15 protein-coding genes and 1 pseudogene are annotated in these 17,610 nt (G+C 56.0%); 13 read left to right on the top strand and 3 right to left on the bottom strand.

All coding sequences use genetic code 11. From position 1 onward, the window contains the following. Nucleotides 1-17: 17 nt before the first annotated feature. A complete protein-coding gene (locus DBQ51_RS03050; protein WP_054328446.1) occupies nt 18-449 on the bottom strand; it encodes a hypothetical protein in 432 nt (143 codons plus the stop codon). Between the two features lie 23 nt (nt 450-472). Further along, nucleotides 473-1,141: a GntR family transcriptional regulator gene (locus DBQ51_RS03045; protein WP_054328447.1), complete on the bottom strand. Its 669-nt coding sequence runs from the start codon at nt 1,139-1,141 to the stop codon at nt 473-475. A 298-nt stretch (nt 1,142-1,439) separates the two neighbouring features. Here DBQ51_RS03045 and DBQ51_RS03040 point away from each other — a divergent pair, with 298 nt between their 5' ends. The 7 genes and pseudogenes from DBQ51_RS03040 to DBQ51_RS03010 all read left to right on the top strand — a co-directional run bounded on the left by DBQ51_RS03040 (nt 1,440) and on the right by DBQ51_RS03010 (nt 9,946). Beyond that, nucleotides 1,440-2,465: a zinc-binding alcohol dehydrogenase family protein gene (locus DBQ51_RS03040; protein WP_107630740.1), complete on the top strand. Its 1,026-nt coding sequence runs from the start codon at nt 1,440-1,442 to the stop codon at nt 2,463-2,465. A 55-nt stretch (nt 2,466-2,520) separates the two neighbouring features. Then, entirely contained in the window at nt 2,521-3,606 is a 1,086-nt protein-coding gene (gene dctP, locus DBQ51_RS03035; protein ID WP_107630739.1) for a C4-dicarboxylate TRAP transporter substrate-binding protein, read from the top strand. 128 nt (nt 3,607-3,734) lie between these two features. Next, nucleotides 3,735-4,265, top strand: a complete 531-nt coding sequence (locus DBQ51_RS03030; protein ID WP_054328448.1) for a TRAP transporter small permease — start codon at nt 3,735-3,737, stop codon at nt 4,263-4,265. After that, a pseudogene (locus DBQ51_RS03025) lies at nt 4,262-5,545 on the top strand (TRAP transporter large permease). The gene DBQ51_RS03030 and the pseudogene DBQ51_RS03025 overlap by 4 nt, the downstream one beginning before the upstream one ends. Nucleotides 5,546-5,649: 104 nt before the next feature. Continuing rightward, nucleotides 5,650-6,933: a nickel pincer cofactor-dependent isomerase, group 22 gene (locus DBQ51_RS03020; protein ID WP_107630738.1), complete on the top strand. Its 1,284-nt coding sequence runs from the start codon at nt 5,650-5,652 to the stop codon at nt 6,931-6,933. A gap of 27 nt (nt 6,934-6,960) precedes the next feature. Continuing rightward, nucleotides 6,961-8,451 carry a tagaturonate reductase gene (locus tag DBQ51_RS03015; RefSeq protein WP_107630737.1) on the top strand — a complete coding sequence of 497 codons (1,491 nt, stop codon included), beginning with the start codon at nt 6,961-6,963 and terminating at the stop codon, nt 8,449-8,451. A gap of 13 nt (nt 8,452-8,464) precedes the next feature. Next, on the top strand, nt 8,465-9,946 hold the full coding sequence (locus DBQ51_RS03010; RefSeq protein ID WP_107630736.1) for a UxaA family hydrolase: 1,482 nt from the start codon (nt 8,465-8,467) through the stop codon (nt 9,944-9,946). A 330-nt stretch (nt 9,947-10,276) separates the two neighbouring features. Here DBQ51_RS03010 and DBQ51_RS03005 read toward each other — a convergent pair whose 3' ends face one another. After that, nucleotides 10,277-11,284: a LacI family DNA-binding transcriptional regulator gene (locus tag DBQ51_RS03005; protein ID WP_159068049.1), complete on the bottom strand. Its 1,008-nt coding sequence runs from the start codon at nt 11,282-11,284 to the stop codon at nt 10,277-10,279. 216 nt (nt 11,285-11,500) lie between these two features. Here DBQ51_RS03005 and DBQ51_RS03000 point away from each other — a divergent pair, with 216 nt between their 5' ends. The 6 genes from DBQ51_RS03000 (at nt 11,501) to DBQ51_RS02975 (ending at nt 17,600) form a co-directional block, all read left to right on the top strand. Further along, nucleotides 11,501-12,856, top strand: a complete 1,356-nt coding sequence (locus DBQ51_RS03000) for an FAD-dependent oxidoreductase (protein ID WP_107630734.1) — start codon at nt 11,501-11,503, stop codon at nt 12,854-12,856. A 16-nt stretch (nt 12,857-12,872) separates the two neighbouring features. After that, nucleotides 12,873-13,352 carry a MaoC family dehydratase gene (locus DBQ51_RS02995; protein ID WP_107630733.1) on the top strand — a complete coding sequence of 160 codons (480 nt, stop codon included), beginning with the start codon at nt 12,873-12,875 and terminating at the stop codon, nt 13,350-13,352. Continuing rightward, nucleotides 13,349-14,539, top strand: a complete 1,191-nt coding sequence (locus DBQ51_RS02990; protein WP_107630732.1) for a CaiB/BaiF CoA transferase family protein — start codon at nt 13,349-13,351, stop codon at nt 14,537-14,539. Before DBQ51_RS02995 ends, DBQ51_RS02990 begins: the two co-directional genes overlap by 4 nt. Nucleotides 14,540-14,587: 48 nt before the next feature. Then, a complete protein-coding gene (locus DBQ51_RS02985; protein WP_107630731.1) occupies nt 14,588-15,556 on the top strand; it encodes a tripartite tricarboxylate transporter substrate binding protein in 969 nt (322 codons plus the stop codon). A gap of 71 nt (nt 15,557-15,627) precedes the next feature. Then, complete coding sequence (locus DBQ51_RS02980; protein ID WP_054326090.1) at nt 15,628-16,080, top strand: tripartite tricarboxylate transporter TctB family protein; 453 nt, start codon at nt 15,628-15,630, stop codon at nt 16,078-16,080. Nucleotides 16,081-16,094: 14 nt separating this feature from the next. Beyond that, the gene (locus DBQ51_RS02975) at nt 16,095-17,600 is read left to right on the top strand and encodes a tripartite tricarboxylate transporter permease (protein ID WP_199855177.1); all 1,506 of its coding nucleotides are present in this window, start codon (nt 16,095-16,097) and stop codon (nt 17,598-17,600) included. Nucleotides 17,601-17,610: the final 10 nt, after the last annotated feature.

Here is a 17,610-nt window from a genome sequence, read left to right as displayed (position 1 = left end):
GGGTAGCATAACACTGATTAAAACATCTTCTTAACCACACTGTCCGCCACTGTACGGCGAAGCTGGTCCACAATATCCGGATCCGCGTCTTCGGTATTGGCATAGACCTCAACCGCGGCCTGGACCACTTGGATAGAACGTCCCATCAGCCGGATTCTTTTTGACGAGTGCAGCGCATCCAGAAGGCCTTGGGCCATTTCGCGGCTCGGTTCGCGCATGCATTGCTGGGCAAACGCTTTTACGAGGTTGTGCGGCCGCAGGCTGGACCCGCCGAGGATCAAAAGAAGGGCGCCGGGACCTGCGAAAATCAGGCTGACAGCCAGCATGGAGGTGCCGAAAATGAAATTGGCGCCAATGCCGATTGCCAGCAATGCGCCGCCGATAACCTCAAACCGGATCGCCGCCGCGCGGAAGCGCTTGTAATAAGACTGTTCTGTTGCATGGTCCATTGGAAATTGCTCCTCTCAGCAAATTAAATAATATCTGTGTCACTGCGGAACCGCAGGATCGTGGTCAAAGCGGACTGCTTGGAAAATTCCAGATGCTGCAGCATCGCGGATGCGGCAAGCTCCCAGTTCCGCGCAAGGCAGGCGTCAGCGATCTGCGCATGCTCCTCCATCGACTCCTGCAGGCGGCGGTCGATGGACTGACCGCTCATGATGCGCAGCCGGATATTCTGCGTTTGGATGCGTGCATACAGGTCAAGCAGATAATCATTCTGCAGGGCGGAAATCAGGAAAAGATGGAATCGGTCGTCCAGTTCATAGAAATCCGGACAATTATTGGTCGTTTCAAAATCGTGAAAGATTTGGGAGAAGCGCTCGATCTCATGCTGGTTGATGTTATCGCCGCAGGTGCGCAGCGCGTATGGCTCGACCAAGGTGCGCACCTCAAAAATCATGCGGATATCGCTGACGGTGATGCCGGACACAACGATGCCGCGCTTGGGAAACACCTTGAGCAGACCCTCCTGCGCCAGGCGGCTGATCGCCTCGCGGACAGGCGTGCGGGAAAAACCAAGCTCTTCCTGAAGCAGGGATTCGCTGAGCAGCTGGTTTGGAGCATATTCGCACGAAGTGATTTTGTTTTTGATAAAATGGTAAGCCTTGGACTGCATTGAGGGCTCTTTTTGGACCGCCATGATCCGCACCTCCGAAAGAGTATATAAATTAATTATATTGCGCTTTTCAGTAATATGCAATAGGGATACAAGTAAAAATAAATTGTTAATTTAGACATAATGCTTGCTTACAAATTGGTTAATCTTACAATTTTGTTTGTTTTTGATAAAGTGTCATTGACAATAATGGGAAAGGGGAATAAAATGGTTGCGTAAGGTACATCTGGGATACAAGTTGTAGCCCAAACTGCGGCGCGCGCAGTGCAGCGTCCGGACACCGAGATCCGGAAAATGTCGGTTTGGAGGGATTCCGTTAAAGATGAAAGCAATCTGCATAGAAAAGCCAGGGAAAGTCGTCCTCAAAGAAATTGAAAAACCGGTAAGGAAGCCGGGGGAAGCGTTGCTCAAGCTTCTGTACGGGGGTATCTGCGGAAGCGACCTCGGCTCCTATCGGGGTGCGAACGCATATGTATCGTATCCGCGTATACCAGGACACGAGTTTTCGGCGGAGATCGTGGAGATCGACGAAAACGAGGAAGGGCTTAAGCCGGGCATGATCGTAACCTGTAATCCGTATTTCAACTGCGGGACATGTTATTCGTGCAGGAGAGGCTTGGTCAATGCCTGCACGGGCAACGAGACGATGGGGGTGCAGCGCGAGGGGGCGTTTGCCGAATACATCACCATGCCGGTCGAGCGCATTTACGACGGCAAGGGGCTGGACCCCAAGGTGTTGACGCTGATCGAGCCATTCTGCATCAGCTACCACGGCGTGCAGCGGGCAAACGTCAAGGCGGGCGAAAAGGTGCTGGTGGTCGGCGCTGGCACGATTGGCGTGCTGGCCGCAGTCGCGGCCAAGGCGAAGGGGGCCGAGGTCACGATCTGCGATGTGGCACCGGACAAGCTCGAGTATGCCTGCCGGACATTCGGCCTGGACTACAAGCTGCTCAACGAGTCGCCGGAGGCGTTCGCAAAGGGTGTCGCCGCGCTGACCGACGGGAATGGGTTCGATGTGACGATCGAGGCGGTCGGCATGCCGGAGACGTTCATGAACTGTATTGACGCGGCCTGCTTCGGCGCGCGCGTGGTGCTGATCGGCGTATCCAAGCGCAACTTAGACAATTTCTTTTTTACGATCATCCAGAAAAAAGAGCTGAACATTTACGGCTCGCGCAACGCGATGAAAAAGGACTTTGTGGAGCTGATTGATCTGGTGAAATCGGGCGGCATCGATTTGGAGAAGATCGTCACCAACACCTACAAGTGGACGGACGCGCCGCAGGCGTTTGAGGAGTTTTCCGCTAACGCAGGAAAAATGCTGAAAGTTGTGATCGACTTCACCTGAAGAACCGATATGCGGCGGTGAAGTGAAATAAAAAAGTGAGAAAAGGAGAATCAGCATGAAAACGAAATGGACAAAGAGGATGATGGCCACCCTGCTTTGCGGAGCGATGATGGCAGGCCTTGCGGCGTGCGGCAACAGCAGCACGGACACGACGGCGAACGGTACGGCGGGGGACGAGCCTGCGTCGAATGATGCGGGTGCTACCGTTACAATCAATGTTGGCTATGAGAACGCGACCACCGAGCCGGCGGCACAGGCGGCTGAGAAGTGGAAAGAGCTGGTTGAGGAGAAGTCTGGCGGCTCGATTCAGCTTGAGCTGTTCCCGAACTCTACGTTAGGTAAGAAAAACGACCTGATCGACCAGATGCTGATGGGCGAAAGCGTGATTACGGTTGCGGACGGCGCGTTCCTCGCAGATTACGGCGTGCCGGATTTCGGTATCTTCTATGCGCCGTATACATTTGAGAGCTGGGATGAACTGTGGGCTGTGCTGGACAGCGACTGGTATGCTGACCTGTGCGACCAGCTGGCAAGCACCGGCGGCCTGCGTGTTCTGACCTCCAACTGGATTTACGGCGCGCGCGACATCCTCTCCATCAAGGAGGTTCGCACCCCGTCCGACCTGTCCGGCCTGAAGCTGCGTGTATCTTCCAACGACCTGTCGGTCAGAAGCTTTGAGGACCTGGGCGCAACGCCGGTCGGCATGGATATGGGCGACGTTTACCAGGCCATGAGCGGCGGCACGATCGATGCGGTTGAGAACCCGATCACCTCCCTCTACAACCGTTCCTTCCAGGAGGTTGCCAAGTACCTGACCAAGAACGAGCACATCCTGGCTACCTCGATGTGGATTTGCGGCGAGTCTTTCTTCACCACCCTGACTGAAGAGCAGCAGCAGATCCTGATGGAATGCGCGGACGAAGCGGGCCTGTATAACAACGAGCTGTACGACGCGGCAACGGAAGAAGCCGAGCAGGGCATGAAGGACGCGGGCGTAACCGTTATCGAGCTGACCGACGACGAGAAGGCACAGTGGGTTGAGGCTGCGCAGAAGTTCTTCGACGAAGCCTCCAGCACCCTGGGCTGGACCGAAGGCCTGTATGACACCGTGAAAGGGATTTCGACCGGCGCCGCTGCATAATCCGACAACAACACATAATCTGTTTTCTTCGCTGGGAGAAGCGGGTCGCTGATTCGCTTCTCCTCCCCGCGGGGACGGAATATGTGCGAAAAGATGCGTTAATAGAAGAGAGATCGGAGGTAAAACGCATGAAGCAACAGCGCAACTGGAGATTTCTGCTGCTCAACATCGATGTAGCGATCGCGTCCATTGCGATGTGCGTGCTGGTAGGCCTTACCTTTGCCGGCGTAGTTGCACGCTATATTTTAGGCTCCCCCTTTACTTGGATTGAGGAGATTCAGGCGGCCATGATCGTCTGGGTGATTTTTGGTGCGGCCGGCGCTGCGTTCCGCACCGGCAACCATGCGGCGATCGAGGTGTTTTTTGAGTTTTTCCCCAAAGCGGTAAAGAACATAATCAACATCCTGATCCTGCTCGTGACCATTGTCACGCTGCTGTTCCTGGGCTACCTGTCCATACAGTACATGATGGTGTTCGCAAACAGCGGCCGCACCACCGCGGTGCTGCACATTTCCTATATTTTAATTTACTGCATTGTACCGGTATCCTGCATCTGGCAGATCTTCAACTTTGTGCTGGTGAATTTCTTCCATTATTCCGAGCAGGAAACCATTGAAGCGATTACGGAGGAAGAGTTCGAGGAGGCGAAGAAAGAATGAATATCATTGGTATCTCCTGCATCCTTTTGCTGGTCATGCTTTTCCTGAAAGTACCGGTGTATATCTCGGTGCTGGCGGCCTCGGCGATCTATTTCCTCGGCAATCCGGCAACCAACGCAACGATTTTCGCCCAGCAGACGCTGGCCGGCGCACAGGGTCTGTCCCTGCTGGCGATCCCGTTCTTCGTCATGGCGGGCGTATTCATGAACTATACGGGCGTTACGCGCCGCATCATGGACTGCTGCGCCGTTCTGACCGCGCGCATGCCCGGCGGTCTGGCGCAGGTTAACATCCTGCTGTCCACGCTGATGGGCGGCTTGTCCGGCTCCTCGCTCTCGGCCGCCGCGATGTAAGCCCAGATGCTCTTTCTCTCTCTGGAGGCGCACGGCTTCTCCAAGGCGTTCTCGACCGTTATCACCGCGGCCTCCGGCATGTTCGTGCCGCTGCTTCCCCCCGCTACCGGCCTGATTATTTACGCCTGCATCCCTAACATCTCGGTCGGCCAGTTGTTCGTCGCTGGCATTGGCCCCGGCCTGTTCCTGACCGCCACGCTGATGATCTTCACGCACTTTGTATCCAAAAGGCGAGGCTACAAGCCGATGCAGACGGAAAAGATATCAGCGCATGAAAAGTGGGATGCGATCCGTCCGGCGATCCTGCCCATGCTGCTGCCGATCATCATTATCGGCGGCGTGCGTATCGGCGTGTTCACCGCGAACGAGGCCGGCACGGTCGCGATCGTTTATGCGCTGGCGCTCGGCGTGCTGTACCATGAGATGAAGCTCAAGAACTTTGCCAAGGGCTGCAAGGAAACGGTCACCACCACCAGCTCGATCATGCTGATCGTCGCGGCGGCGTCCTGCTTTTCCTGGGTGCTGACCCGCGAGCAGATTCCACAGACGTTTGCCAACTGGATGACCAACGCCATCGACAACAAATACATATTCCTGCTGGTTGTCAACATCTTCCTGATCATCGTGGGCATGTTCGTAGAAGGTAATGCGTCGATGATCGTGCTCGGGCCGCTGCTGCATCCGGTTGCGCTGGCGTTCGGCATTGATCCGGTCCACTTTGCAATGGTTTATATCTTCAACTGCACAATCGGTGCGTTCACCCCGCCGATGGGTACGCTGATGTTCGTCACCTGCGGTATTACCAAGTGTCCGACCAAGGACTTTATCAGGGAAGCGGTACCGTTTTATATCCTGTTCGCGGCCGATATCCTGCTGCTGACATACTTCCCGCCACTGTCTACGTTCTTGGTTAATCTGATCTACTAAGAGAAAAATTGATAGCAAATTGGCTAAGACCCGGTGCTGCTGCGGCCGCGATTGCGCGCTGGAGAAGGCCGGGTTTTGCCGCTGTTTGAATGGAGGGCTTTGCCATGAGAGAACGGCCGTTGGTCGCTGATTTAGTGAAGGATACTTTTGTGCCGAAGATGTTCCGCGTGCGTCAGAAATTCCCGCGTCCGCGCATCGATCCGGCGGATATACCGGATATCATCCGCAGCCTGCTCAGCGAGGAAAAATTCGCCTCGCGCGTCAAGCCCGGTATGCGCATTGCCATCACCGCAGGTTCGCGCGGCGTGGCGAACGTCGCGCTGACCACCAAGTGCATCGCGGATTTTGTCAAATCCCGCGGCGCGCATCCGTTTATCGTGCCGGCGATGGGCAGCCACGGCGGCGCAACCGCCGAGGGACAGCGGGAGATTCTGGCCGGCTACGGAATTGTGGAGGAGTATGTCGGCTGCCCGATCATCTCCTCGATGGAGGTCAAGAAGATCGGCGTCAACGACGAGGGCGGCGACGTATATATTGACAAAAACGCGGCGGAGGCGGACGGCATCATCCTGGGCTGCCGCGTCAAGCCGCACACTGCGTTCCGCGGGCCGTATGAAAGCGGTCTGATGAAAATGATGGCGATCGGCCTGGGCAAGCAGTACGGCGCGGAGGTCTGCCATGCGGAGGGCTTCAAGAACATGGCGAAAAACGTGCCGCTGTTCGGCCGCTGCATCCTGAAAAACGCACCCATCCTGTTCGGCGTACCGACGATTGAGAATGCGTTCGACGAGACCTGCAAGATCGTTGCGGTCGCGGCGGAGGATATCGACGCGGTCGAGCCTGAGCTGCTCAAGGAAGCGTTTTCCTATATGCCGCGCATCCTTGTCGATTCGTGCGACGTATTGATTGTCGATCAGATCGGCAAGAATTTCAGCGGCGACGGGATGGATCCGAACATCACAGGCACATTCTGCACGCCTTACGCAACCGGCGGTATCGACGCGCAACGCGTGGCGGTACTCGACCTGAGTCCGGAAACCCATGGGAACGGCATCGGCTTGGGCTATTCCAGCGCGACGACCAAGCGCGTGTTTGACCAGCTCGATCTCGCATCCATGTACCCGAACGCGATCACCTGCACAGTGCTGGGCGGCGTGCGCATCCCGATTGTGATGGAAAGCGATAAGGAGACGATCCAGGTCTGCATCAAGAGTTGCAACGAGATCGACAAATCCAACCCGCGCGTGGTGCGCATCCCGAACAGCCTGCATCTGGAGCATATCATGCTGTCCGAATCCTATCTGGAGGAGGCAAAAAACAATCCGCAGATGGAGATCGAGTCCGAGCCGGAATACCTGCCCTTTGACGAGGACGGCAACCTTTGGTAATGCGTTTTGAGGAGTGAAATATTAAAGATGGAAGAACTAAATTACAAAAGAATAAAAGCGAGCGGATACAAGGGATATATTCTGGAGGAAGCGCCGGAGAAGATTCTGCAGTTTGGCGAGGGGAATTTTCTGCGCGCGTTCGTGGACTACTGGTTTGATGTATCGAACGAGCGCGTGGGCTGGAACGGCAAGGCGGTGCTGGTGCAGCCGATCGCGCAGGGGCTGGCGGAGCAGATCAACCGGCAGGAGGGGCTGTACACGCTGTACCTGCGCGGTCGGGAGAACGGGGAAAAGGTGGACCGGAAGCGGGTGATCTCGTCGGTGTCGCGGTGCCTGAACCCATATGAAAAGGCGGGCTACGACGCGATGATGCAGGTCGCGGAGTCGGACGATCTGGAATACATCGTGTCCAACACAACCGAGGCGGGGATTGTGTACGACCCTGCCTGCCGGAAGGAGGACTGCCCGCCGGCGTCGTTTCCGGCGAAGCTGACGCAGGTGTTGTACCGGCGCTGGCAGGCAGGGAAAAAGCCGGTGGTCATCCTCTCCTGCGAGCTGATCGACAACAACGGCAAAGAGCTGCAGAAGTGCGTGGAGCAGTACATCGGCCAGTGGGGTCTGGAGGAGGCGTTCAGAGCCTGGTGCGGGAGCTGCACGTTCTGCTCGACGCTGGTGGACCGGATCGTGCCGGGGCGCATCAAGGACGCGGCGGAAGCGGCGCGCATGGAGGAGGAAAACGGGTACCATGACGAGCTGATCGACGTGGGCGAGGTGTTCGGCGTGTGGAACATCGAGGGACCGTCGTGGCTGGAGGAGCAGCTGCCGTTCAAGGCGGCGGGGCTGAACTGTATCGTGGTGCCGGATGTGACGCCGTACAAAAAGCGCAAGGTGCGCATCCTGAACGGCGCGCATACGGGCTTTGTGCTGGGTGCGTACCTGGCGGGCTTGGATATCGTGCGGGACTGCATGCACAACGACAGCATCCGCGGCTTTATGAACAAGATGCTGTACGAGGAGGTCATCCCGACCCTGCCGCTGGATAAAAAGGACCTGGAGGAGTTCGCGGCGGCGGTGCAGGACCGGTTCAACAACCCGTTCGTGGACCATGAGCTGATGAGCATTTCGCTCAATTCGACCTCCAAATGGAAAGCGCGCAACCTGCCGAGCCTGCTGGAATATGTGGAAAAGACAGGCAGGCTGCCGGAATGCCTGAGTATGAGCCTTGCGGCGTATATCGCGTTCTATACGAGCGATGTGCAGGAGCTGACCGAAGCGGGTCTGGTGTGCAGGCGCGCGAAGGGCAACACCTATATCTGCTCGGACGACCGTTGGGCGCTGGAATTTTACTGGGCGCATAAGGACGACAGCGCGGCGGACCTGGTACACGCGGTGCTGACCAACCGGCAGATGTGGGATCAGGACCTGACGGAGATCGCGGGGCTGGAAGCCGCGGTGCTGGCGGGGCTTACGAAGATCCGCGCGGAGGGCGCGGAGGCCGCGTTCGCCTCCTGCCTGTGAGAGGGAGGATAAGATGACAAAGCTGATACGGATCACAGAGCGGGACAACGTGGCGGTGGCGCTGCATGCTGCGGCGAAGGGAGAAACGCTGAAAGCGGGAGACGCGGTGGTGACCGCGCGGGAGGATATCCCGCAGGGGCATAAGATCGCGCTCGTACCGATCGCGGCAGGGGAAGCGGTGGTGAAATACGGCTTCCCGATCGGCCATGCGACGGAGCCGGTGGAGGCGGGCAGTTGGGTGCATACGCACAACATGCGGACCAACCTGTCCGGCGAGGAGGAGTACGCCTATGAGCCGTCGGTACCCGAGATAGAGGCGGCGGAGGCGGAGACATTCCAGGGCTACCGGAGGGAGGACGGCCGTGCGGCGGTGCGGAATGAAATCTGGATCATCCCGACGGTGGGCTGCGTCAACGACGTGGCGAAAAAGCTGGTGTCGGACAACCAGGACTTGGTGAGCGGAAGCATAGACGGGCTGTACACGTTTCCGCATCCATACGGGTGCAGCCAGACGGGCGATGACCACGCGCAGACGAGGAAGCTGCTGGCGGCGCTGGCGCGGCATCCGAACGCGGGTGCAGTGCTGGTGCTGAGCCTGGGGTGCGAGAACCTGCAGCACGACCAGTTCGTAGAGGAGCTGGGGGAGTACGACGCGGAGCGCGTCAAGTTCCTCACCTGCCAGGACGTGGAGGACGAGTTCGCTGCGGGACGCACGCTGCTGGAACAGTGCGCGTCATACGCGGGACGGTACCGGCGTGAGGCGGTGCCGGTGAGCGAGCTGGTGATCGGTCTGAAGTGCGGCGGGTCGGATGGCCTGTCCGGCGTGACGGCGAACCCGACGGTAGGAGCGTTCAGCGACATGGTGATCGCGCGTGGCGGCTCGACAGTGCTGACCGAGGTGCCGGAGATGTTCGGCGCGGAGGGGATGCTGCTGAGCCGGTGCGTCAACGAGCAGGTGTTCGGGAAGGCGGCCGCCATGCTCAACAGCTTTAAGGATTACTTTATCAGCCACAACGAGACGGTGTACGAGAACCCGTCGCCGGGGAACAAGAAAGGCGGCATCACGACGCTGGAGGACAAGTCGTGCGGGTGCGTGCAGAAGGGCGGCACGGCGCCGGTGGCGGACGTGATCGGGTACGGGGAGCAGGTAACGGCGCACGGCCTGAGCCTGCTGTACGGGCCTGGGAACGATCTGGTATCAGCGACAGCGCTGACCGCGGCGGGCGCGCATATTGTGCTGTTCACGACGGGACGCGGGACGCCGTTCGGCGCGCCGGCGCCGACGGTAAAGATCGCGAGCAACAGCGGCCTTGCGGCGCGCAAGCCGGGATGGATCGACTTTGACGCGGGTCCGGTAGCGGACGGCGAGCCGATCGCGGAGGCGGCGAAGCGGTTGTACGCGCTGGTGCTGGACATCGCGGGCGGCAGACCCTCCAAAACTGAGCTGCTGGGCTACCGTGAAATCGCCATCTTTAAAAACGGCGTTACGCTGTAAATAAAAAGCTTAGCCGTTATATAATGGAAATCACCCCGTGGGCAGAGACGCCGCGGGGTGATTTTATTGTAAGCGAAAACCACCGGTACAGCCGGTGGTTATGATTTTTTGAAAAAACGGATTGTGTAATCTGCGTGAGGGGTGTGTGCATTCCGGTTTCTGCTATACAAGGGAAGGAAAGTGCTATAATGGGAAAGAAGTTGAGAAATGCAAACCTTTTGCGTGGATATAGTGATAAACGACAGCATTTAGAAACAGGATAATAGCCCTCTCTTCAGCGGTAGGTCTCCGCTGGAGAGGGGGCTTTTGACGGAATAAAGCGAGCTGGCGTCAGGAAACGCTTGCAGGCAGCTTGCGGGTCGTTTCACGGATGACGAGCTTGTGAGAAATAATTACTTTCTGTGCAATATAGTTAGCGTCGGCGATTCGGTCGGAAAGCATGTTGAACGCTGTTTTACCCATTTCGTAGGCCGGCTGCTCCACTGTGGAAAGATGGGGGGAAACGCATTCGGTCAGGTAAGTCCCGTCAAAGCCGAGGATATCCAGATCAGAGCCGGGCTTGAGCCCGTGGTCATAGGCGTAATTCAGAGCGCCTAACGCGGTCAGATCGCTGTAACAAAAGATTGCGGTCGGCTTTTCCGGGAGCTTCATCAGCGCTTCCACGCAATTGTAGCTGTCTAAATAATGGTTGTTACAGATCATTTTGTAGGATGGAACATAAGGGATGCCATGGTCGTTGAGCGCATCCATGTAACCGGCTAAGCGCTTCTTTTCAAACGGGATATTATTCGAGCTAGTGATCATGGCGATGCGCTGGTTCCCGAGGCTGATGAGATAAGAAGTGGCGTCATAGGCGGCGGCTGTGTCGTCAATGCTGACATAGCTGATGTTCGAGCCTTCCGCGATCGCGCCGCATTGAATGATAGGGTACCGTGCGGACAGATCGTTGAGCTGGTCGTTGGGCAGAGAGGTGGTGAACAGAATCACGCCGTCTACCAGGCCGGAAGTCAGCATGTTCAGGTATTTAGTTTCTTTCTCATAGTTTCGGTGTGTAACAGCCATCAGCGTATCATAGCCGGCGGCGCTGGCGCGATGCTCCACGCCTCTCAGAATGGTTGAGAAATAGGGATTCTCCAGCGAAGGGAGCAAAACAAGAATACTGTTTTTTTTCTTGGAATCTGTTTTGGACGAGCTTCTGGGCTTATAGCCGGTGGTGGCGATCACCTGCAGGATCCGCTGCCGCGTACCAGGCGCCACATGCGGATCAGCGTTTAGGACGCGGGAGACGGTTGCTGTGGAAGTTTCAGCAAGCACTGCGATATCGCTAATGGTGATCATAGCGGCATCCTCCTGTTTATATATGTAAATTGCAGTTTGATTATATACCATCCCCACAAAGAAAGCAAGAAAAATACACAAAAATATTGATTGATATATGGTTATTATATAGAAAATAAATAAGACATATTGACTTTATGTAAATTTGGATGTAAATTACAAACATAAAATATGTAATTTACAAATTAGTTACATGGAAATGACGGAGGTGCTGAATTGGAAAAATACATTATTGAAAAGGAGCAGCAGATACCGGTATACGCGGAAACCGATGTTTTGGTGGTCGGCGGTGGGCCGGCCGGTGTCTGTGCGGCGGTCAGTGCGGCACGGCAGGGGGCCAGAGTTCTGTTGATGGAGCGGTATGGTTATCTGGGCGGCATGTCGACAGGGGGCTTTGTCCTTCTGGTGGACTGCATCTGCGATGGGAAAGGCAATCTGGTGATCAAGGGGCTTGTGGAGGAAATGCTGGACCGTCTGCGCGGGGTAAACGGCCTGATCGAACCCGACGAAGCGACGCGTGGTTCTTCCAAGTTGGAGGACATCCTGAAGTGGCGGCGATACGGTGCAACAGGCGGCGAGGATAAAATTGTTCGCTGGAGTCCGGTTATCGATCCGGAACTGATGAAATGCGTGTGCAATGATATGGCGCTCGAATCGGGCGTGCAGCTTTTGTTCCACGCCTGGTTCAGCAGGGCATACATGGTGGATAATAAGGTGCGCGGCGCGATTTTTGAAAGTAAGTCCGGTCGCCAGGCCGTTCTGGCAGATATTGTGATCGACTGCACAGGCGATGGCGATGTATTTTACACGGCGGGCGAGGAATATACAACAGGCAACCTGCCTCTTGGACTGGTATTCCGAGTCGCCAATGTGGATTGTGAAAAGGCCGAGCAGTTTCTGAGCATCCCAGGCAAGGATGAGCAGGTGTCGGCGGATATCAAGGCGGTGCGCGGCATCAACGGCGGCTACAGCTTCGGGGAATTGCCGCAGGGCTTCTATATGAGGAGCAACATCGATAACGTGGTGTGGTTTAACAATACGCTGGCAGGCAGCGCGGTAAGCGTGGATGATCTGACCAAGGTGGAGATCGAGATACGGCAGGCCATGCTGCGGACGCTGGAGTATTTCAGGAAAAATGTGCCGGGCTTTGAAAATGCGGTGGTGATTGACACGGCACCCCAGGTCGGCGTGAGGAGCAGCCGCATGCTGTGTGGGGAATACACAATCACGCGAAAGGAACTGATGGAGGGCGCGAGCTACAGCGATGCAGTGGTGTTCGCCCAGCCGCCATATCGCGGATTCCAGCCGGAGGATGTGCTGAAACAGATCCCGTACCGTTGCTTTGTTCCCAAGCATACGGAGGGGCTGCTGGTGGCCGGCCGCTGCATTTCCGGTGATTTCGGTGCGATTGAGCTGCTGCGCGTCGTACCGACTGCGATGCTGATGGGACAGGCGTGCGGTACCGCGGCGGCGATTGCAGTACAGGATAAGGTTGCGGCTCGGGATGTGGATGTGAAAAAGCTGCAGAGCAGCCTGAGAAAACAAAACGTGTGGATGCCTGCTACAGAGTAAGAAAGGGAGAAAAGAAATGCCAGAAATCAAATATTTTGAGGATTACCAGATCGGCGAGGTCCAGATCTCGTCCGGCCGCACGATGACGGAAGCAGATATCCGCCTGTTCATCGGCTGTTCGGACAACACGCATCCGGTTCATGTGGACGCCGAATACTGCAAGAAATTCCCTGCGATCGGCAGGCCGATCATCCAGGGCATTCTGACGCTGGGTGTCGCGGATGGCTTTATGGCAAAGGAGGTATCCCCGACCAAGGTGCCCTCCGTTCATTACGGCCATGAGAAAATCCGTTATATCCATCCCGTTTATCCAGGGGATACCATCCATTGCCGGTTTGAGGTCGTGGATAAGGCGATCAAAAACGAGGAATTTGGTGTTGTGACCTGGAACGTGCTGGTTTTGAACCAGAACGACGAGCCGGTCCTGTTCCATGTGGATAAGCAGTATATCGGCAGAAAGCCTGCGGCGGCAGAGGAAAAGGAGCAGAGCAAGTGAGCGCACCGTTAAAAAACGTGAAAATACTGGGCTTCACGCATTTTGCCCAGGGGCCGTTTGCCCTGCAACTGCTCGGCGACTTGGGCGCGGAAGTCATCAATATTGAGCGGCCAGGGACAGGGGATTTTAACCGCCATGTTGCGCCGGATGAAAAGCTCGGCGGGGAAGGGCCGTTTTTCCTTGCGATGAACCGCAACAAGCAGGGCATCACACTGGATCTGAAAAGGCCGGAGGCAAAGGAGATCGTCAAAAAGCTGATTCGTGAGTCCGACGTCGTGGTATCGAATTACCGTGCCGGCGTGCTTGATAAGCTTGGCTTGGGTTATGAGGACGGGAAGAAACTCAACCCGCGGATCATCTATTGCGAAGCGATGGGTTACGGTAGCTCAGGCCCTTATGTAAAGCTGCCCGGACAAGATCTGCTGGCACAGGCGATGAGCGGCTACTGCAATATCTGCGGCACGGAGGGGCAGCCGGCAACCGGCGGTATCTATGTGGTGGATATGTACAGCTCTCTGATGTTGGTCGTCGGTATCCTGGCGGCACTCAACCATGTGAAGGATGGGGGAAACGGACAAAAGGTTGAAGTAAATCTGCTCAACTCTGCCCTGCACATGCAGTCACAGGAGCTGTGCTACTACATAAATACCGGTATCATGCCGAAAAAATCCAGGGATTATACGGGACATCCGCTGCAGGAAGCCCCGTACGGCATCTATAAAACGAAAAACGGCTTCCTTGCCATGGCAATCAACGCGGGGCAGGATATGAAGCGATTTTCCGAAATCATCGGCCTGCCGGCATTATATGAGATGATGCCGAACAAAGCGGTTATGCTGCGGGATAAGGAAAAGCTGCATGCGCTGATCGCGCCGCAGATTGAAAAACAGGATACCGAGTACTGGCTGGAGCGTTTCCAGGCGGATGGGTTCTGGGTCGCCAAGGTTAATACCTACGAGGATGTGCTGCACGACCCACAGGTTGCGCATAACCAGATTATTCGGACCATCCATCATCCGGTCGCGGGGGATTTCAAGGCGGTCATCGCGCCGATAGACTTCAGTGAGACGCCGGTCGAGATCCGGTGTGCTCCGCCCACGCTGGGGCAGGATAACCGCAAGGTTCTTTCGCATCTTGGCTACAGCGATGCGGAGATCGATGCACTGGAAGCGTCCGGCATTTTATAAGGATAGTTGATGCGACAGACAAATACATAGAAAGACGGAGGTTTAATCATGAAACTGCGAAAGATTATTGCAATGCTTACCGCAACAGCAATGGCAGCGGCGGCCCTGACCGGCTGCGGCGGCTCAAAGGAATACCCGTCCCAGAATATTTCCGTTATTTGTCCGTATTCGGCCGGCGGCACGACCGACCTGTGCGTGCGCGGCATGACGGAATCCATTCCGGACGGTGTGCTGCCGTCGGGTGTGAATATTACCGTCAATAACGTGACCGGCGGCGCGGGGCTTGTTGGCGCGAACCAGTTCCGGAATTCCTCCTCGGATGGATATACGCTCGGTATCGTAAACTGTGACCTGGTATTGAGCAAGGTGAACGGAAACACCGATATTTCTTATGACGAATTCACCCCGCTGGCCTGCCTGATGAAGCAGCCGAACCTGATCCTTGTCAGCGCGGACGCCCCGTACGATACGTTTGAGGAATTTGTGGAATACGCGAAAGCGCATCCGGGCGAGGTCAAGGTCGGCAATACCGGCGAGGGTACGCTGACCAAATTGAGCGCGCAGTCCTTTGAGCAGGCGCTCGGCTTGGAGTTTACCTATGTTAATTATGACGGCGATACCAACAGTATCACCGGCGTGGTAGCGGGCGAGGTAGATATGACCTGCTGCTCTGCAGCGCCCGCGATCGGGCAGCTTACTGCCGGCACGATCAAGGCGCTGGCGATCACGGATAATGAACGCACGGAGATGTTTCCGGATGTTCCGGCAATGGGCGAGCTGTATGACGAGTTGAAGGATATCCGGATTCTGACCTGGGTCTACCTTGCAATTAAGAACGACGCGCCGGAGGAGGTTGTGACCTACCTGCAGGACGCGTTTGCACAGGCGAGCGCAACCGAGGAGTTTGAAGAGACGCTGGCGGCGTTCAGTATCATGCCGGCAGAGTTTGAGGGGACGGACGGCGCGCTGCAGTTTATGCAGGAGCAGTACGAGTTCTACGATTCGCTGATCAACTGAAAGCCGCGGGCAGGGCGGTGGAATGCAAAAGTCCCGCCGCCCCGCCTATTATGCAGGAAAGGAAGCCTTAGATGAAAAAATACAACTACATCGTGGCTGCGGTGCTGCTTGTGGTCGGTATTGGGATGATCGTCGGCACGATGGATTTTCCCTATCATGGCCTGTCGGACATCGGCGGCGGCTTTTGGCCCAAGCTGCTGGGTGGAGCGCTGCTCCTCTGCTCGATTGGTCTTGCGCTGGAAACAGCGCTGAAAAAGCAGCCGGACGAGGTCACGATCGATTTCCGCTCAGAAGGCATGAAGCGGGTATTGATTGCGCTGGGGATCATGGTCGTATTTTCCGTTCTGACCTATATTTTGGGTTTCTTCGTGGGTACGTTTTTTATGGTCATCTCCTGTGCGATTCTGCTGGGCGAGCGTAACAAAGTGAAGCTGCTTGCAATACCGGTTGGCGTTATTGTCTTTATCTATGTGGTGTTTGAAATGGTGCTCCATACCAACCTGCCGGCCGGCATATTGTTTTAGGAGGGAAAAAGCATATGATGGAGTATTTTGTTTCCGCTCTGACGCAAGTGGTGCAGCCGCTGAACCTGGCGGTCATTCTGCTTGGGACGATTGTCGGTATCCTTGCCGGCGCGATGCCCGGCTTGTCGTCGATCATGGCGTTGACCATTGTCACCCCGTTTACCTTTTCCCTGGGCGGCAATTCAGGTATCCTTATGCTGCTCGGCGTGTTCTGTGGCGCGATCTACGGCGGTTCGATCACCGCTATCCTGATCAACACGCCGGGGACGGCGAATTCGGCCGCGACCTGTCTGGACGGGTACCCGATGTCCCGTCATTCGCCCGGGCGTGCACTGGCAATCTCTACGATGGCGTCCACGTTCGGCGGCCTGTTCAGTGCGCTCGCATTGTTCTTTACAGCGCCGATGCTGGCGAAAGTGGCGTTGAACTTCGGTGCGCCGGAATATTTTGCGCTTGGCATCTTCGGCCTGAGTATCGTGACGGGTATTTCCTCCAAATCGGTATTTAAGGGCATTATCGGTGCGATTATCGGCCTTGCGCTCGCCACGGTCGGCATCGATGTAATCAGCGGCCAGCCGCGGTTTGCTTTTGGCAGCGTGTACCTGATGGGCGGCATTGCGTATATCCCGCTGCTGATCGGCGTATACGCATTTGCGCAGGGATTGACGCTGATTGAGGAAAAAGTGACGGAAAAAGCAAAAAAGGATATCAAGCTGGAACGGATATTGCCGACTTGGGCGGATATTAAAAAAACATCTCCGACGATTTTGGGCTGCAGCGTGATTGGTACGATTATCGGTGCTATCCCCGGAACGGGCGGCGATATCGCCTCCTGGCTGGGATACACGCAGGCGAAGCGCTTTGCAAAGGATTCCTCGCAGTTCGGCAAGGGTGACCCGCGCGGTATCGCGGCGCCGGAATCGGCGAACAATGCGGTGTCGGGCGGCGCGTTGATCCCGCTCCTGACGCTTGGCATTCCGGGAGACGCAGGCTCTGCGGTCATGTTGGGTGCGCTGATGATGCAGGGTATCATTCCCAGCCCGCTTTTGTTTGAGAACCAACCGGTACAGGTGTATATCATTATTTTTGGCTTGATCGCAGCGAATATCTGCATGGGGCTGCTCGGTTTTGGCGGTATCCGGATATTCTCCAAGATTTCCGGCGTACCCAAGGAAATACTGACGCCGATTATCTTTGTGTTCTGTTGCGTGGGTACTTTCTGTATGAACCATAATGTATATGATATTTTCTTCATGCTGATTGCCGGCGCGGTAGGCTATTTCCTGATCAAGCTGGACTTTGCCATGCCGCCGGTGATTTTGGGCCTGATCCTGGGGCCGACGATTGAGAAAAACCTGCAGAAAGCGCTGGTCCTTTCGGATGGCAGCTTTTCCATTTTCTTCACGCATCCGATCTCCTGTGTCCTGATTGTTATTGCGGTGGTTTCTCTGATGCTGCCGCTGATTACCTACTTTGTTAAAAAGAAGCAAGGGAAGAACGAAGAAGCCGCTGCAGAATAAAAGGAGGAAA

The sequence above is a fragment of the Agathobaculum massiliense genome (genome assembly GCF_900291975.1).
Lineage (GTDB): Bacteria > Bacillota > Clostridia > Oscillospirales > Butyricicoccaceae > Agathobaculum > Agathobaculum ammoniilyticum.
Note: the sequence above shows the minus strand (reverse complement) of the source record. Positions and strands in the feature narration are given on the sequence as shown.

Bases quoted from the DNA above. Each gene is read 5' to 3' on its own strand.
- DBQ51_RS03050 (WP_054328446.1), bottom strand. From the start codon at position 449: ATGGACCATGCAACAGAACAGTCTTATTACAAGCGCTTCCGCGCGGCG.
- DBQ51_RS03045 (WP_054328447.1), bottom strand. From the start codon at position 1,141: ATGGCGGTCCAAAAAGAGCCCTCAATGCAGTCCAAGGCTTACCATTTT.
- DBQ51_RS03040 (WP_107630740.1), top strand. From the start codon at position 1,440: ATGAAAGCAATCTGCATAGAAAAGCCAGGGAAAGTCGTCCTCAAAGAA.
- dctP (WP_107630739.1), top strand. From the start codon at position 2,521: ATGAAAACGAAATGGACAAAGAGGATGATGGCCACCCTGCTTTGCGGA.
- DBQ51_RS03030 (WP_054328448.1), top strand. From the start codon at position 3,735: ATGAAGCAACAGCGCAACTGGAGATTTCTGCTGCTCAACATCGATGTA.
- DBQ51_RS03020 (WP_107630738.1), top strand. From the start codon at position 5,650: ATGAGAGAACGGCCGTTGGTCGCTGATTTAGTGAAGGATACTTTTGTG.
- DBQ51_RS03015 (WP_107630737.1), top strand. From the start codon at position 6,961: ATGGAAGAACTAAATTACAAAAGAATAAAAGCGAGCGGATACAAGGGA.
- DBQ51_RS03010 (WP_107630736.1), top strand. From the start codon at position 8,465: ATGACAAAGCTGATACGGATCACAGAGCGGGACAACGTGGCGGTGGCG.
- DBQ51_RS03005 (WP_159068049.1), bottom strand. From the start codon at position 11,284: ATGATCACCATTAGCGATATCGCAGTGCTTGCTGAAACTTCCACAGCA.
- DBQ51_RS02995 (WP_107630733.1), top strand. From the start codon at position 12,873: ATGCCAGAAATCAAATATTTTGAGGATTACCAGATCGGCGAGGTCCAG.
- DBQ51_RS02985 (WP_107630731.1), top strand. From the start codon at position 14,588: ATGAAACTGCGAAAGATTATTGCAATGCTTACCGCAACAGCAATGGCA.
- DBQ51_RS02980 (WP_054326090.1), top strand. From the start codon at position 15,628: ATGAAAAAATACAACTACATCGTGGCTGCGGTGCTGCTTGTGGTCGGT.
- DBQ51_RS02975 (WP_199855177.1), top strand. From the start codon at position 16,095: ATGATGGAGTATTTTGTTTCCGCTCTGACGCAAGTGGTGCAGCCGCTG.